The organism is Actinomadura oligospora ATCC 43269, assembly GCF_000518265.1.
Lineage (GTDB): Bacteria > Actinomycetota > Actinomycetes > Streptosporangiales > Streptosporangiaceae > Spirillospora > Spirillospora oligospora.
In genome coordinates, this window is sequence record NZ_JADG01000022.1 from 19,941 (window position 1) to 35,569 (window position 15,629).

General features: G+C 73.0%; 14 protein-coding genes. 7 read left to right on the forward strand and 7 right to left on the reverse strand.

Annotated elements, in window-relative coordinates; translation table 11 throughout:
* Window positions 1-95: 95 nt before the first annotated feature.
* A complete protein-coding gene (locus P696_RS0129235) occupies window positions 96-1,145 on the reverse strand; it encodes a hypothetical protein (protein ID WP_026415106.1) in 1,050 nt (349 codons plus the stop codon).
* Between the two features lie 125 nt (window positions 1,146-1,270).
* Here P696_RS0129235 and P696_RS0129245 point away from each other — a divergent pair, with 125 nt between their 5' ends.
* Complete coding sequence (locus P696_RS0129245) at window positions 1,271-2,281, forward strand: class II glutamine amidotransferase (RefSeq protein WP_084338352.1); 1,011 nt, start codon at window positions 1,271-1,273, stop codon at window positions 2,279-2,281.
* Window positions 2,282-2,336: 55 nt separating this feature from the next.
* Here P696_RS0129245 and serC read toward each other — a convergent pair whose 3' ends face one another.
* From serC to P696_RS0129260, 3 genes are all read right to left on the reverse strand, one after another.
* Window positions 2,337-3,473, reverse strand: coding sequence for a phosphoserine transaminase (serC, locus tag P696_RS0129250; RefSeq protein ID WP_026415108.1), 1,137 nt, complete (start codon window positions 3,471-3,473; stop codon window positions 2,337-2,339).
* A gap of 82 nt (window positions 3,474-3,555) precedes the next feature.
* A complete protein-coding gene (locus P696_RS0129255; protein WP_026415109.1) occupies window positions 3,556-3,972 on the reverse strand; it encodes a hypothetical protein in 417 nt (138 codons plus the stop codon).
* 122 nt (window positions 3,973-4,094) lie between these two features.
* On the reverse strand, window positions 4,095-5,207 hold the full coding sequence (locus tag P696_RS0129260) for a citrate synthase 2 (protein WP_026415110.1): 1,113 nt from the start codon (window positions 5,205-5,207) through the stop codon (window positions 4,095-4,097).
* 176 nt (window positions 5,208-5,383) lie between these two features.
* On the opposite strand from P696_RS0129260, the gene pdxH reads away from it, so the two are divergent.
* The 4 genes from pdxH (at window position 5,384) to P696_RS0129280 (ending at window position 10,657) form a co-directional block, all read left to right on the forward strand.
* Window positions 5,384-5,974: a pyridoxamine 5'-phosphate oxidase gene (pdxH, locus tag P696_RS0129265; RefSeq protein WP_245627854.1), complete on the forward strand. Its 591-nt coding sequence runs from the start codon at window positions 5,384-5,386 to the stop codon at window positions 5,972-5,974.
* Window positions 5,971-7,320: an MFS transporter gene (locus P696_RS48910; protein ID WP_245627855.1), complete on the forward strand. Its 1,350-nt coding sequence runs from the start codon at window positions 5,971-5,973 to the stop codon at window positions 7,318-7,320. The genes pdxH and P696_RS48910 overlap by 4 nt, the downstream gene beginning before the upstream one ends.
* Before the next feature lie 127 nt (window positions 7,321-7,447).
* Window positions 7,448-8,146 carry an iron-dependent transcriptional repressor DtxR gene (locus P696_RS0129275; RefSeq protein ID WP_026415112.1) on the forward strand — a complete coding sequence of 233 codons (699 nt, stop codon included), beginning with the start codon at window positions 7,448-7,450 and terminating at the stop codon, window positions 8,144-8,146.
* A 261-nt stretch (window positions 8,147-8,407) separates the two neighbouring features.
* A complete protein-coding gene (locus tag P696_RS0129280) occupies window positions 8,408-10,657 on the forward strand; it encodes an ATP-binding SpoIIE family protein phosphatase (RefSeq protein ID WP_026415113.1) in 2,250 nt (749 codons plus the stop codon).
* A 23-nt stretch (window positions 10,658-10,680) separates the two neighbouring features.
* Here P696_RS0129280 and P696_RS0129285 read toward each other — a convergent pair whose 3' ends face one another.
* The 3 genes from P696_RS0129285 to P696_RS57045 form a co-directional block, all read right to left on the reverse strand.
* A complete protein-coding gene (locus P696_RS0129285) occupies window positions 10,681-11,661 on the reverse strand; it encodes a zinc-dependent alcohol dehydrogenase family protein (RefSeq protein WP_026415114.1) in 981 nt (326 codons plus the stop codon).
* A gap of 65 nt (window positions 11,662-11,726) precedes the next feature.
* Complete coding sequence (locus P696_RS0129290) at window positions 11,727-12,554, reverse strand: class I SAM-dependent methyltransferase (RefSeq protein ID WP_026415115.1); 828 nt, start codon at window positions 12,552-12,554, stop codon at window positions 11,727-11,729.
* 219 nt (window positions 12,555-12,773) lie between these two features.
* Window positions 12,774-12,935, reverse strand: coding sequence for a hypothetical protein (locus P696_RS57045; RefSeq protein ID WP_170026605.1), 162 nt, complete (start codon window positions 12,933-12,935; stop codon window positions 12,774-12,776).
* A 101-nt stretch (window positions 12,936-13,036) separates the two neighbouring features.
* On the opposite strand from P696_RS57045, the gene P696_RS0129300 reads away from it, so the two are divergent.
* On the forward strand, window positions 13,037-13,444 hold the full coding sequence (locus tag P696_RS0129300; RefSeq protein WP_245627856.1) for a hypothetical protein: 408 nt from the start codon (window positions 13,037-13,039) through the stop codon (window positions 13,442-13,444).
* Between the two features lie 125 nt (window positions 13,445-13,569).
* Window positions 13,570-15,579 carry an MFS transporter gene (locus P696_RS48915; protein ID WP_051468334.1) on the forward strand — a complete coding sequence of 670 codons (2,010 nt, stop codon included), beginning with the start codon at window positions 13,570-13,572 and terminating at the stop codon, window positions 15,577-15,579.
* Window positions 15,580-15,629 lie beyond the last annotated feature (50 nt).

A 15,629-nucleotide genomic window follows, 5' to 3' on the forward strand; every position in this document is an offset into this window, starting at 1 on the left:
CGCCGGGCACGTAGCCTCCTTTTGCCATCCGCTGGCCGTTCTGACGGTCGTGGGGGTTTTGCGGGTTTCACCGGCGGGGGTTCACCGGTGGGAGTTCAGCGTCGCCGCCGGACCAGCCCGTAGCCGACGAGCCCGGCGATCCCCAGGACCAGGACCAGCGCCACCCGCCGTCCGCCGGTGTGTCTCAGATGACCCTGGTCATGATCGTCCTTGCCCGGAGGGGTGCTGGTGAGTCCCTTCGGGTCGGGCGGCGGGGACGCGCCGGTCACGGCGTCCGCACCGGTCAGCGGGACCTGGAACACCGCCTGCGCGTCGCCCTCCGAGCCCGTCAGCAGGGACGATCCGTCCGGCGTGAAGGTGATCGACTCGCCCTGCTCCTGCGAGGGCAGCGGGATCGAGTGGGAGTCGCCGGGGGTGCCGTCCGGCTTCATGGCGTAGACGCGCGCGCCGAAGTAGGTGCGGATGACGAAGTGCCGGCCGTCGGGGGCGAACGCGCCGTCGGTGGCGAAGGGCGGGGCGTCGCCGATCTTGCGCAGCTTGTTGAACCCGCTGGTGGAGAGCTTGGCGGGCGCCTCGTACAGCGCTCCGGAGAACAGCTTGCTCGCGACGTAGAGCCGGTTCGTGCGCGGGTCGATCATCATCGTCTCGGCGTTGCGCGGGCCGCCCGCGTACTTGAACCGGAACGCGGTGGGCTCGACGGTCTGGCTGCGCAGGACGTCCGGCTCGGTGATCCGGTACACGGTCGCGTAGGGCCAGGCCCCGCCGAGGTTGTCGCCGATGTCGGCCACGAAGATCGCCGGACGGCCCCGGTCGTCCCGGCCCATCGCGACGGCCTCCCAGTCGCGGTTCTTCGCGCCCGCGAGGGTCAGCACGGCCCGCACGCCGCCGTCCGGCCCGACCGCGAAGATCTGCGCGGTGCCGCCGGAGTCGTTGTGGGTGTAGATGACGCCGGGATGCGCGGCGCTGGCCGCCAATCCGCTCGACTCGGTGATCCGATCATCGTCGATCTTGAACGCGACCCTGGCTCCGGCTGTTCCCGGCGAACCGGACGGAACGGGAGAGGGGGACGGGGCGGCGGTGGCCGGAAGCGGCCAGAGGGCGAACGCGACGGCGAGCGCCAGGGCCAGCGCGGCGACCCGGCTCAACGCAGCACGGAGCCGACGACCACGGCGAGCACGAGCGCGGTCAGCACGGTCGGGAGCAGCCATCGGGGCGCGCGGTTCACGTTCCGAGCTTATTCGGCTCCGGAGCGGGCTCGAACCGGCCGGTCATGAGATACGTCTCATCGAGCATGTGCGGATTGTTCGGGCTGCTGCGCGCGCCCGACGCGGCCCATCCGGACCGCGCCTCGGACGTCGTGGTCACCCTGGGAACGCTCGCGGAGGAACGCGGCACCGACTCGGCCGGCCTGGCCCTGCTGACGGGCCGTCCCGCCGGACGGGACGCGGCCCCGCTCTCGGGCGTGGCGGACGACCGGAGCAGCGACCTCGTCCACGACGGCTGCCGCGTGGTCAAGGGACGCGGCACGTTCTCGGCCGTGTGGCGTCCCGACCTGCTGTCCGAGCTGGACGGCGCGCCCGTCGTCCTCGGCCACACGCGCTGGGCCACGCAGGGCACCCCGCACTCCCTGGACAACGCCAGCCCGCTGGTCATCGGGGGCGGCGAGGCCGTCGGCCCGCACGCCCTCCTCGCCGCCGGGATCGTCGCCACCCACAACGGCGACATCGAGGCCGGGGCCCTGCGCGCCCGCTTCGCCCCGCCGGACGCGACGGGCGGCACCGACTCCGAGCCGGTCTTCCAGGTCCTCGCGGGCCGGGCGTCGGTGCCCGACGTCCTCGCCGTCCTCACCGCCCTGGTCGGACGCGCCGCCCTCGCCTGGGTCGACCGGGCCCGTCCGGACGTCGTCCATCTCGCGCGCGCCGCCTGCAGCCCCCTCACGGTCGCCGTCGACGACGAGCAGAACCTCTACTGGGCGTCCAACCCCAAGTGGTTCCGCCTCGCCGAACGCCACACCAGCGTCCGCTTCGCGACGATCGTCATGCTCCGCGAGGGCACCTACCTGCGGCTCGGCCCGCCCCGCCCCGGCGCCCGTCCCGAGGTCCTCACCGGAGCCGGGTTCACCCCCACCGCCCGCGCCTACGACCTCGACGACCGCGTCTGGACCGGTTTCACCCCGTCCGACGCCGCCCGCGACCGGGCCGCCCTCCGCCACCGCGTCGCCCCGCTCCTCCCGTCCGCGCCCGCGGGCCGCGCCCCGACCCCGCCCGCCACCGTCGCCTGACCCGGAACGCGAAAGGGCGGGACACGTGCTCGTGTCCCGCCCTTTCAGCGTCAGGTCAGAGGTGCTCGACCACGTACTCGATGCAGTGCGTCAGAGCCTCGACGTCCGCCGGGTCGATGGCCGGGAACATGCCGATGCGCAGCTGGTTCTTGCCCAGCTTGCGGTAGGGCTCGGTGTCCACGATGCCGTTGGCGCGCAGCGCCTTGGCGACCGCCGCGGCGTCGACCTCGTCGGTGAAGTCGATCGTGCCGACGACCTGGGAGCGCTGGGCCGGGTCGGCGACGAACGGCGTCGTGTAGGAGGTCTTCTCCGCCCAGGTGTAGAGGCGCTGGGACGAGTCGGCGGTGCGGGCGGTGGTCCAGGCCAGGCCGCCGTTGGCGTTCATCCACTCGATCTGCTCGGCGAGGAGCAGCAGGGTGCCGACGGCGGGGGTGTTGTAGGTCTGGTCCTTGGCGGAGTTGTCCGCGACCGTCTTCAGGTTGAAGAACTCCGGGATGTACCGGTCGGACGCGGCGATCTCCTCGATGCGGGCCAGCGCCGCCGGGGAGGCGAGGCCGATCCACAGGCCGCCGTCGGCCGCGAAGCACTTCTGCGGCGCGAAGTAGTAGACGTCGGTCTCGCTGACGTCCACGGGCAGGCCGCCCGCGCCGGACGTGGCGTCCACCAGGACGAGCGCCTCGTCGGCCGAGGTGCCCGCGGGACGCGCGATCGGCATCGCGACGCCGGTGGAGGTCTCGTTGTGGGTGAGGGCGTAGACGTCGATCCCGTCCTCGGCGCGGGCCGTGGGGTGGGAACCCGGGTCGGCGGAGATCACCGACGGGTCGTCCAGCCAGGGCGCGCCCTTGGTGACCTTGGCGAACTTGCTGGAGAACTCGCCGAACGCCAGGTGCTGCGACCGGTTCCGGACGAGCCCGAACGCGGCGGCGTCCCAGAAGCAGGTGGTGCCGCCGTTGCTGAGCAGCACCTCGTAGCCGTCGGGCAGGGAGAACAGGTCGGAAAGGCCCGAGCGGACGCGTCCGACCAGGGACTTCACCGGCTTCTGGCGGTGCGAGGTGCCGAAGTAGGTGTCGCCGGACTCGGCGAGGGCGGCGAGCTGCTCGGGACGGACCTTGGACGGCCCGCAGCCGAACCGGCCGTCGGCGGGCTTCAGGTCGGCGGGAATGACAAGGGAAGGATTCGCGCTCTCGGTCACCTCACGAAGGGTACCGACCGCCCTCCCAAGATCGCCGGTCGGACCACATGCCGAGACGCTTCTCACCTGTGGGGGAGCGCGATCACCGGCCGCGGCCCCGGTCCTGGCCCCGGTCCTGGCCCCGGTCCTGGCTCCGGCCCCGGCGGCGTCGCCGGAGGGCCAGGGAGACCAGGAGCACGACGCCCAGCGCGCACAGCCCGGCGTTCACGGCGGGCGGGTAGACCCAGTCGTCGCCGCGCTGCCGCGCCTCGTGCGCCGTCCGGGCCGAGTCGTAGGCCAGGAACGCCAGGAAGAGCGACAGCAGCCAGAACGCGACGCGTCCGGCCGCCGCGTTCGTGCGGCGCCGCCGCTCCTCGCGCTCGTCCTCCAGCCGCCGCAGTTCGGAGGCGACCGTCATCGGCCCGCCGGACGCGCCGGGGCGCGGCCCGTCCGGCTCGGGCGCGTCCCTGAGGACGGGCGCCGCCGGGCCGATGTCGCCGTCGAGGGGTTCGTCGTCCATGGACGGAGAGGGTAGGCACGAACAAGGCCCCTGGAGAACCAGGGGCCTCACGTGTCGTGCGATCCGTCCGCGATCCGACGTCTGATCCGCTGGGGATCCGACGTGCGATCAGGGTGTGCGGGTCAGGCCGCGTAACGCTTCTGGGCGTCGGCGGCGCCGGTCACGTCGTTGATCGAGCGGGTGCCGGGGCCGGTGTAGCGGGCCGAGGGGCGGACCAGGCGGCCGGTGCGCTTCTGCTCCAGGATGTGCGCGGCCCAGCCGGCGGTGCGTCCGCAGGTGAACATCGCGGGCATCATCGCGGTCGGGACCTCGGCGAAGTCCAGGATGACCGCGGCCCAGAACTCGACGTTGGTCTCGATCGCGCGGTCCGGACGGCGCTCGCGGAGCACGGCCAGGGCGGCGTCCTCCAGCGACTTGGCGGCCTCGAAGCGCGGCGCGTCCAGCTCCTTGGCCGTGCGGCGCAGCACGCGGGCGCGCGGGTCCTCGGCGCGGTAGACGCGGTGGCCGAAGCCCATCAGCCGCTCGCCCGAGTCGAGGATGCCCTCGACCACGCGGCGGGCGTCGCCGAGCTGCTCGACCTGCTCGATCATCGGCAGCACGCGGGCCGGGGCCCCGCCGTGCAGCGGACCGGACATCGCGCCGATCGCGCCCGAGATGGACGCGGCCACGTCCGCGCCGGTGGAGGCGATGACGCGGGCGGTGAAGGTGGAGGCGTTCATGCCGTGCTCGGCGGCGGAGACCCAGTAGGCGTCGATGGCCTGGACGTGCCGCGGATCGGGCTCACCGCGCCACTGGATCATGAACCGCTCGGTGATCGTCTTCGCCTCGTCCACCCGGGACTGCGGGACGACCGGTACTCCCACGCCGCGCGCGGACTGGGCGACGAACGACAGCGCGTTCGCCGAGACCAGCGCGAGGTCGGCGCGGGCCTGCTCGTCGGAGATGTCGAGCAGCGGCTTGAGGCCGTAGCGCGGCGCGAGGGCCGGGAGGCCGGCCTGGGCGTCCACGCGGACGTCGCCGGAGACGACCGGGAGCGCCAGCGCCGGGGCCGGGGTCAGGCCCGGGTCGAAGGCGTCGTCGACCAGGAGGCCCCAGGCGTCGCCGAAGGAGACGCGCCCGACGAGTTCCTCGATGTCGACGCCCCGGTACCGGAGGGCGCCGCCCTCTTTATCCGGTTCGGCGATCTCGGTCTCGAAGGCGACGACCCCCTCAAGACCGGGTTTGAAGTCGGACATGTCGTCCTGCCTTTCGTCCCCATGAGTGATAAGGCGGTGCCGTGCCATTGAACCCTGTCCGCCCTACTGGCTAGTACCCAGGCCCCTGTGAGTTGCACAATGCCCAGGTGAGAGGCTCGAACGATGTGAGTGCGCCCGATCCCGCACGGCTCCGGGAATCCTACGCAGCCGGAGAGTTGGCGGAGGAGGGCCTCCCCGCCGAGCCGTTTCTGCTGTTCGCCGAGTGGTTCTCCGCCGCCGCCTCGGTGGGGCTCCCGGAGCCCAACGCGATGATCGTCGCGACCGCGACGCCGGACGGCGTGCCGTCCGCGCGGACCGTCCTGCTGAAGGGCTTCGGCTCCGACGGCTTCCGGTTCTTCACCAACCTGGTGTCCCGCAAGGGACGCGAGCTGGCCGCGAACCCGCGCGCCGCGCTCGTCTTCCCCTGGCATCCGATGCAACGCCAGGTCCGGGTGGAGGGGACGGTCTCGGAGCTGTCCCGCGAGGACGTCCGCGCGTACTTCGACAGCCGCCCGCACGGGTCCCGGATCGGGGCCTGGGCGAGCCGCCAGTCCACGGTGGTCGAGGACCGGTCGGAGTTCGAGGAGCGGTACGCGGCGTTGGAGGACGAGTGGCCGGACGGCGTGCCCCTCCCCGACTTCTGGGGCGGCTACCTCGTCGTCCCCGAGGCGGTCGAGTTCTGGCAGGGACGCCGGAACCGGCTGCACGACAGAATCCGGTACCGCCGTGAAGGCGACGCATGGAAGGTCGAGAGACTCTCCCCGTGAGCTCCCCCGAACAACAGCAGGTCCAACCCCAGGAACCGATCCCCTCGTCCGCCCCGTCCGACGACGCCCCCGCCGAACCCGAGAGAACCGGAACGCCCGGCCCCGCCGCGGCGGAGAGCGGCTCGCGCTGGCGGCGGATCGCGATCGACACCCGTCCCCTCGCCCACCCCGCCTACCGGCGCCTCTGGCTCGGCCAGGGCGTGTCGTTCGTCGGGTTCCAGGTGACGTCGGTCGCCGTGCCCGTCCAGGTGTACGACATGACCCACTCGTCGCTGTGGGTGGGCGTGCTGGGCGTCGCCAACCTCGTCCCGCTGATCGTCTTCGGGCTGTGGGGCGGGGCGGTCGCCGACCACATGGACCGGCGCAGGCTGCTGCTCATGGCGTCCGCCGTGTCCTGGGCGGCGACGCTGGTGCTGGTGCTCCAGGCGCTGCTGCACGCGGGCAGCATGGCGCTGATCCTGGCGGCGGTCGCGGTGCAGTCGGTCGGGTTCGCGGTGTCCTCGCCGACCCGCGGCGCGATCATCCCCCGGCTGCTGGACGAGTCGCTCGTGCCCGCCGCGAACACGCTGAACTTCACCGTCCAGACCGTGGGGACGCTGTGCGGGCCGCTGCTCGCCGGGCTGATCCTGACGCACTGGAGCTACCCGGCCGCCTACGCGCTGGACGCCGTCCTGTTCACCGTCGGCCTGTACGCGGCGGTGCGGCTGCCCTCGATCCCGCCGCTCGGCGTCGCGGGCGCGCTCGGGCTGCGCTCGGTCGTGGACGGCCTGCGGTTCATCGTCACCCAGCCCGTCCTGCTGATGTCGTTCGTCGTGGACCTGATCGCGATGGTGGTCGCGATGCCCCGCGCGCTGTTCCCGGAGATGGCCGAGACCCGGTTCGGCACCGAGGCGGCGGTCGGCTGGCTGGTCGCCGCGATCGGCTTCGGGGCGCTGCTCGGCGGCCTGGTGTCCGGCTGGATCGGCCGGATCCACCGGCAGGGCGCGGCGCTGGTCGGGGCCATCGCGGTCTGGGGCGTCGCGGTCGCCGCCGCCGGGCTGGCGCACCAGGTCTGGCTGGCGTTCCTCCTGCTCGCCGTGGGTGGAGCGGCCGACCTGGTGTCCTCGGTGTTCCGCCAGTCGATCCTGCAGACCTACGCCCCGGACGAGATGCGCGGACGCCTCCAGGGCGTGTTCACCGTGGTCGTCGCGGGCGGTCCGAGGCTGGGCGACCTGCGCGCCGGGGCCGTGGCGTCCGTGGCGGGCGCGGGCACGTCGTGGGTCGGCGGCGGAGTGGCCTGCGCCGTCCTGGTGGTGATCGTCGGACTGGCCGTCCCGTCCCTGATGACCTACGACACACGGGGCTGAAGGTGCGGGAAGAGGGGACGGCCTCCCGGTGTTGTTCGGTGTCCGCGCCCCGGAGGGATCTTGCTTCGCCCCGGCCGTGACCGGTCGCAGCAAGTAGACTCGATGGTCACAACACTGGAGGGAGCTCGTGACCTCACACGGCCTGATCGACACCACGGAGATGTACCTCCGGACGGTGTTCGAGCTCGAAGAGGAGGGGATCGTCCCCCTCCGCGCGCGCATCGCCGAGCGCCTCTCGCAGAGCGGCCCGACGGTGAGCCAGACGGTCGCCCGCATGGAGCGGGACGGCCTGCTCAGGGTCGAGGGGGATCGGCACCTGGAACTGACCGACTCCGGCCGGAGCCTGGCGGTGTCGGTGATGCGCAAGCACCGGCTGGCCGAATGCCTGCTGGTGAACGTGATCGGCCTGCCCTGGGAGGACGTCCACATCGAGGCGTGCCGCTGGGAGCACGTGATGAGCGAGGACGTCGAGCGCCGGCTGGTCGCGCTGCTCGACAACCCGACCATCTGCCCGCACGGCAACCCGATCCCCGGACTCTCCGATCTCGGCGGCGGCGCCGAGGCCGACGAGCCGCCCGTCCTCCCCATGGCGGCGGCGGCCACGGAATCCGGGACAAAAGCGATTGTTCGGCGTATTTCCGAACAGGTGCAGAGTGACAGCGATCTGATGCTTAGACTCAAGCAGATCGGGATACAACCGGGACGAGAGGTGACTCTTCGGACGACCGACGACGGGGTGCGGGTGGTCTGTGACGACGAGACCGACGGCCCGGAGACCGACCTGCCGGCCGACATCGCCGGACACGTGTTCGTCAGCCGCCGCTGACGTCTCCGCCCATGCCCCCATGGGCGGAGTCACACCAAAGATCTCCGTTCCGTCGCCACGAACCGGCGTGTCCGGGGCGCCGGATCGTCGTTCAATACCTCAAGTGGCGTCCGGCGCGGGTCGGCCAGTCCGTCCGCCCCGGGACGCGTCGCGCGGAAGGGCTGTGGTGAGCGGACGAGCGGAGACCGGCGAGGTCGGAACGGGTACCGGGGCGCGCCCCGCCCCGGGCCGGCACGTCGCCCCCGGGGAGCGTGGCGGATCATGAAGCGTTGGGGTGAGCCGCCGTTCGAGGCGCTCCTGCCGCCGGAGACCGTCCTCGCCCAGATGGAGATGGCGGTCGTGGTGTGCGACCGGTTCTCCAACGTGATCTACGGCAACCACTTCGCGCGGCAGCTGTTCGGGTTCGGCGGGGACGAGGTCATCGGGCACTCGATCCTGTCCCTCGGCATCGCCGAGGAGGACCACGAGCAGGCCACCGAGCTGGCCAAGCACGTGCTCAAGGGCGGCGTCTGGGAGGGCACCTTCTGCAACCAGCGCGCCGACGGCTCGACCGTCTACACCCGCGCGCACGCCGTCCCGCTGCGGCATCCGTCCGGTGCGGTGGACGGCATCGTGATCTTCGCCCGCGAGGCGCTCCGCTCCAACCAGCGCGAGCAGGACCGGTACGGCCTGCTCGAGCGCATCGGCGAACGGCTGTCGGCGTCCCTGGAGCTGGCCGCCACCCTGCAGCGGGTCGCCGAGACGCTCGTCCCGCAGTTCGCCGACCACTGCTTCATCGACCTGTTCGGGGGCGACCGGCTGTACCGGCGCGTGTCGGCGCACGCGGGCGGCTGGGAGCCGCCGCCCGGCACCTGGGCCGAGGTCGGCGAGCCGGTGTCCTACCCGCCCGGCCACTTCGCCACCCGCGCGATGAACCGGCGCGACGCCGTCCTGGTCGAGGACATGCTGCAGCACCGGTTCTCCGCGCCGACCCAGGAGTCCCAGCGGCTCGGCGACGCGATGGGGATCACCTCGGTGATCGCCGCGCCGCTCATCGCGCGCGGCGAGCTGCTCGGCGTGATGTCGCTGGCGCTGTCGAACCTGTCCCGCCGTCCGGACCCGCACTACGACGGCTTCGACCGCGACCTGATCGGCGCCATCGCGTCCCGGATCGCGCTCGCCGTCGACAACGCGCTGCTGTTCGAGGAGGAGCGCGAGACCGCGCTCGCCTTCCAGAAGCACCTGCTTCCCGGCGAGCGCCCGCCCAAGCTGGACGGCCTCCAGATCGCCTGGCGGTACGAGCCCGCCCGTCCGCTGGAGTCGCACGGCCACGGCATCCAGACCCAGGTCGGCGGCGACTGGTACGACGTCATCCCGCTCTCGGCCGGACGCGTCGGCCTCGTCATCGGCGACGTCGAGGGCCGGGGCGCGCGGGCCGCCGCCGTGATGGGCCAGCTCCGCGCGGCGCTGCGCGCGTTCGCGCAGGACGACAAGCCCCCCGCCGACATCCTGCGCAAGCTGGACGAGTGGGTCCGCACGATGACCCGGCCGTCGCGGATCACGTCCGGCTGGAGCAACGACGACCTCGTCCGCCCGCCGCTGGTGTCGTGCACCTACTTCGTCTACGACGCGTGGTCGCGGGTGCTGGAGTTCGCCAACGCCGGGCACGACCCGCCCCTGCTGGTCGTCGACGGCGAGGTGCGCGACCTGGAGTTCGAGAGCGAGGGCGCGATGCTGGGCGTCCGCGCCCAGGGCATCGGCGGCGAGATCCTGTTCAACGAGGAGACCGCCGAGCTGAAGCCCGGCTCCACCCTCGTCCTGTACACCGACGGGCTGATCGACCGGCGTCCGCGCGACGACGGCGGCTACCACACCCGCGAGCAGGCGCGCGAGGCGGTCCGCAAGGCCGTCGCGGACGTCGCCCGCAAGGACGTGGAGGCGATCGCCGGGGCGGCCTACGACGCCATCCCCGGCGACATCGCCGACGACGTGGCGATCGTGGTGATCCGCACCGCGCCGGACGAGCTGGCCGTCGCCGACCGCACCTTCCCGGCCGAGCCGATCATGGTGTCGGAGGCGCGCCGGATGGCCTCCGACGCGTTCGCCGCCTGGGGCATGCCCGCCGAGCAGGCCGAACTCGCGTGCCTGCTGGTCTCCGAGGTCGTCACCAACGTCGTCCTGCACGCCACCACGACCCCCGCGCCCCGGCGCGAACTGGTGCTGGACGGCGGCCCCCAGGTGCACTTCAACCTGGACGAGGACGACTGGAGCCTCGACCCCGATCCGCTGGGCGCCGACCTCGGCCGCCGCGAACCCCCCACCAAGGAGTTCCGGGTCCGCCTCCGCAGGGGCGGGGACGCCGTGTGGGTCGAGGTCTTCGACACCGACATGAGGCTGCCGCGCATCCGCAGCGCGGGCGAGACCGACGAGGGCGGCCGCGGCCTGTACCTGGTCGACCAGCTCGCCACCCGCTGGGGAGCCCGCCCCACCCAGAACGGCAAGGCGGTCTGGTTCCAGCTCCCGTTGCGGTAGCGGCGGCTCGGGGGAGACACGCCCTAGGGGATCAGGACGGCGGCTCCGGCGAAGCGGTCGGCGCGCAGGTCGTCGAGCGCCCGGTCGGCCTCGTCCAGCGGGTACTCGTGCGTGGTGACCCGCAGGTTCAGGCGGGCGGCGAGGGTGAGGAACTCCTCGCCGTCCGCGCGGGTGTTGGCCGTGACCGAGCGCAGCTGGCGTTCCTGGAACAGGTGGCGCCGGTAGTTCAGCGACGGGACGTCCGAGAGGTGGATGCCCGCGACGGCCAGCGTGCCGCCGCGGTCGAGCCGTTCGAGCGCGGCCGGGACGAGTTCCCCAGCGGGCGCGAAGCAGATGGCGGCGTCCAGCGGGGACGGGCCGACGTCGAACGAGTCGCCCACCCACGCCGCGCCGAGTTCGAGCGCGAGGTCGCGGTCCTCCTCGCTGCGCGTGTAGACGTGCAGCTCGGCGCCTTCGGAGAGGGCGATCTGGGCGGTCAGGTGGGCTGAGCCCCCGAAACCCCAGATGCCGAGCCGTCCGCCGGGCGGGAGCTCGGCGCGGCGCAGCGCCCGGTAGCCGATGATCCCCGCGCAGAGCAGCGGCGCGGTGGTGACGATGTCGAGGCCCTCGGGCAGCGGGTAGGCGAACGCGTCGACGCCGATCGCGAAGCCGGCGTAGCCGCCGTCGGCGTCCCAGCCGGTGTAGACCGAGCGCTCGCACAGGTTCTCCCTGCCCCGGCGGCAGAACCGGCAGGCCCCGCACGTCCCGCGCAGCCAGGCGACGCCGACGCGGTCGCCGGGTCGGCGCAGGCAGTCCGGGCCGACCGCCACGACCTCGCCGACGATCTCGTGGCCGGGGACGACGCCGGGGCGGTGGACGGGCAGATCGCCGTCCAGGACGTGCAGGTCGGTGCGGCACACGCCGCACGCCAGGACCCGCACGAGCAGTTCGCCGGGGCCCGGTTCGGGCGTCTCCCGCTCGGTTCGCTGCAGCGTTCCCGGTTCGGGAACCGTCCACGCGCGCATGGCTCCACGCTACGCCGCGTCCCGCCGGGCAACCTGACCTGGGCGGCGTGGAGCGGCCGAAGGCCCTAGATCGGCTGGACGGCCAGGTGCGCCCAGGACTGGGTGAACCAGAGCTCGCCGCCGATGATGCGCGGCTTGGCGCCGGTGCGGGGGCCGCCGTCCACCTCGTCCAGCAGCTCGGTGCGGATCACGTCGGCGGCGTCGGGATCGGACGCCCCGGCGAGCCACGGCTCCAGCGGGCGCTCGATGGTGAACACGTCCAGCCGCTGGATGTTCGCGCCCGCCGACACGATCAGCTCGGTGAGGCCCGCGATGGACGGCGTCCCGGGATGGTTCGGGTCGCGCAGCCGCTCGATCCGGTCGCGGTCGGTCCCGGCGGTGTTGCCGCGCACGAGATCGGCGATCACGACCCGCCCGTCCCGGCGGCAGACCCGCAGCAGCTCCCGGAGCATCCGCTCGGGACAGCCCAGGTGGAACAGCGCGAACCTGGTCGTGACCAGGGAGAACGAGCGGTCCTGGTAGGGCAGCGCGCACGCGTCGGCGCGGACGGCGCCGCGCGGCAGCCGGCGCACCTCCAGCGGCGACCCGGCGGACGGCGGGACGGCGTCGAGCGGCCCGTCGAGGAGCGGCCCGTCGAGGTCGGCGATGCGCACCGGGCCGGTCGCGAAGGTCGTCGTGGGCGTCCGGGGGGTCCGGGGACGCCGCGGGGACGCCGCGTCCACGGCCGTGACCTGCCGCACGAGTCCGGCGAGCGCCGCGGGCAGCGGGCCCGGCCCGCGCGCGACGTCCAGGCAGACGTCGTCGGCGCGGGGCTCGGCGAACTCGAGCAGCCGCCGCAGGTGGGGCGCGACGGCGCGGCCGGGCTCGTGGAGTGTGGTCGCCGGATGCGGCACGTCAGGACTCTCCCTCGGCTCGGGGGCGGCGAAGCGGCGGGGTCCCCCCAGGTCCGCCGCCGGTCGAGGACGTCCGGCGGCGGTGTGGAGAGCTGAAGCCGGTTTCGTCAGTTATGACTCCGTGACACGTCGATAGGTTCGACTTCGATGTAGAACATCTCCGCACGGTGTCCGCCGGGGCGGCCGTCCGGCCGGGCGGTGGAGTCGGCGACAGGTCGGCTAGTTGCCGAGCTGGTGGCCGTAGAGGGCGAGCGCGACCAGCATGAACACGACGATGACGGCCATCCGCGTCGGCGCGCCCAGCTTCAGCCGCGCCGCGACCCACCGCACACCGAACGCGACCAGCAGCCCCGTGACGATCAGGGCGAGCAGTGCTTGCATGGACGGCCACCTTCGGCTCGGGGGACTGGCCTTCACCCCCGACGATAACCCGGTCAGAGGTGGGTTACCGGCCGGTCGCCCCGGGGGATAACCTCCCGCTTGTGGCTGAAGTGACGGAAACCAAGAACAAGGGCGTCGCCGAGCGGCTCGACGCGGTCATGCTGAACGTCGCCCGCGGCCGGGTCGCGCTGGGCCTCGCCGCGTTCGCCGCCCCGAAACTGACCGTGAAGGTCATGGGCCTCGGCAAGGACGCGAACCCGGGACGCGACTATGTCACCCGCATGTTCGCAGCCCGCGAGATCGCCCTCGGCGCGGGCTACCTGCTGAGCCGCGGCCCCGCCCGCAAGACCTGGGCCCGCCTCGGCCTCGTCGTGGACGGCCTGGACACAGTGAACGGCCTCCGCAGCCGTCCGGGCCTGCCCCTGTGGGTCTCCGCGGGCGCCATCGGCATCGCGGGCGGCACCGCCGCCCTGGGCGCCGCCAAGGTCACCCGCGACCTCGTCTCCTGACCCCCCGGGCCCCCGGCGGCCCGCCGTCATGTGATCTTTGAGTTGCCGCGGGTAGGTCCCTCCGAGAGATCGGACGGTTCGGGGGGACCGGAATGTCCACAGTTGCGGTAGAACCCGCCAGGCAGATGCCCAGAGGCAGGGAGCTGGCCGTCGTCCTCGGCGCGCTCATGCTCTCGATGCTGCTGGCGGCCCTGGACCAGACGATCGTGTCGACGGCGCTGCCGACGATCGTCGGGGACCTCGGCGGGCTGAACCACCTGTCGTGGGTGGTGACGGCGTACCTGCTGTCGTCGACGGCGTGCACGCCGCTGTGGGGGAAGCTCGGCGACCAGTACGGGCGCAAGCGGCTCTTCCAGGCGTCCATCGTGATCTTCCTGGTGGGGTCGGCGCTGTGCGGCCTCTCGGCGAGCATGGAGCAGCTGATCGCGTTCCGGGCGATCCAGGGCGTGGGCGGCGGCGGCCTGATGGTGCTGGCGATCGCGATCGTCGGGGACGTGGTGCCGCCCCGCGACCGCGGCCGGTACCAGGGCCTGTTCGGCGCGGTGTTCGGGGTGTCGAGCGTCTGCGGGCCGCTGCTCGGCGGCTGGTTCGTGGACAACCTGTCCTGGCACTGGGTCTTCTACATCAACCTGCCGGTCGGGCTGCTCGCCCTGGTCGCGATCGCGTTCGCGCTGCACGCGCCGTCCGAGCGGCACCGGCACCGGATCGACTACCTGGGCACGGTCCTGATCATCGGCTGGTCGGTGGCCCTGGTGCTGATGACGACCTGGGGCGGGACGCAGTACCCCTGGTCGTCGCCGCAGATCATCGGGCTCGGCGTGCTCGCGGTCGTGCTGATCGTGGCGTGGGTGTGGGCCGAGCACCGCGCGTCCGAGCCGATCATCCCGCTGCGGCTGTTCCGCGACCGGACGTTCAACCTGTCCTCGGCGATCGGGTTCGTGATCGGCTTCGCGATGTTCGGCGCGATGGTCTACATCCCGCTGTTCCTGCAGGTCGTGCACGGTGTGTCGCCGACGATGTCGGGCGTCCACCTGCTTCCGATGATGCTCGGGCTGCTGGTCGCGTCGATCGGGTCCGGGCAGATGATCAGCCGGACGGGCAAGTACCGGATCTACCCGATCGTGGGCACGCCGATCGTCGCGGTGGCGCTGTACCTGCTGTCGCTGCTCGGGGTCGGGTCGTCCACTCTGACGATGAGCCTGCGGTTCGCGCTGCTCGGCTTCGGCCTCGGCCTGGTCATGCAGGTGCTGGTCATCGCCGTGCAGAACCGGGTGGCCTACGCCGACCTCGGCGCGGCGACGTCCGGCGTGACGTTCTTCCGGCAGATCGGCGGGTCGTTCGGCGTCGCCGCGTTCGGGACGGTCTTCGCCAACCGGCTCGCGGACAACATCGGCGAGCTGGCCCGCAAGGGGGAGCTGCCGCGCGGGTTCGACCTGACGGCCGTCCAGGGCGATCCGAAGCTCATGAACAGGCTGCCGCCGAACGTCCGGGACGACCTCCTGCACGCCTACTCGGACGCGATCTCCACGGTGTTCCTGTGGGCGGTGCCGGTGGCGCTCGTCGCGTGCGTGCTGACCTGGTTCATGAAGGAGACGCCGCTGCGCGCGGGCGCGGCGTCGGCCGAGACCGTCACGGCCCCCGGGGACGGGTCGTCGCGGCACGAGGCCGAGCGCGCGCTCAGCGAGCTCATCCGGCACGACCCGGAGGCGCTGGAGCTGTACGCGCGGCTCGCGCAGGCCGCCGGGGTGGAGATGCCGCCCGCCGAGATGTGGGCGCTGTGCCGGATCGCCCGGGAGCGTTCGGTGTCCGGCGAGGAGCTGGCCGCACGGGCCGGGGTGACGGTCGAGGAGGGGCGTCCGCACGTCCGGCGGCTGGTGGACCAGGGGCTGGTGACGTCCGAGGAGGGCGTCCTAGCCCCGACCGCGCGGGGACGGGAGGTCGCCTCGCGGCTGGTCGACGCGCGGCGCGCGGGGCTGGCCCGGCAGATCTCCGACTGGTCCCCGGACGAGAACCCGGAGCTCGCCGACGTCCTCACCCGGCTCACCCGCGCCACGCTGGGCGACGACGCCGAGGGACGCGCCGTCCACGGCACCGGCGGACGCCACCGCGCCCCGCGCCGCCACCGCTCTCACTAGCCCCTCCCCGCTAGCCTGACCGGCAGGCGGACCCGGCCGTCCGGGCCCGG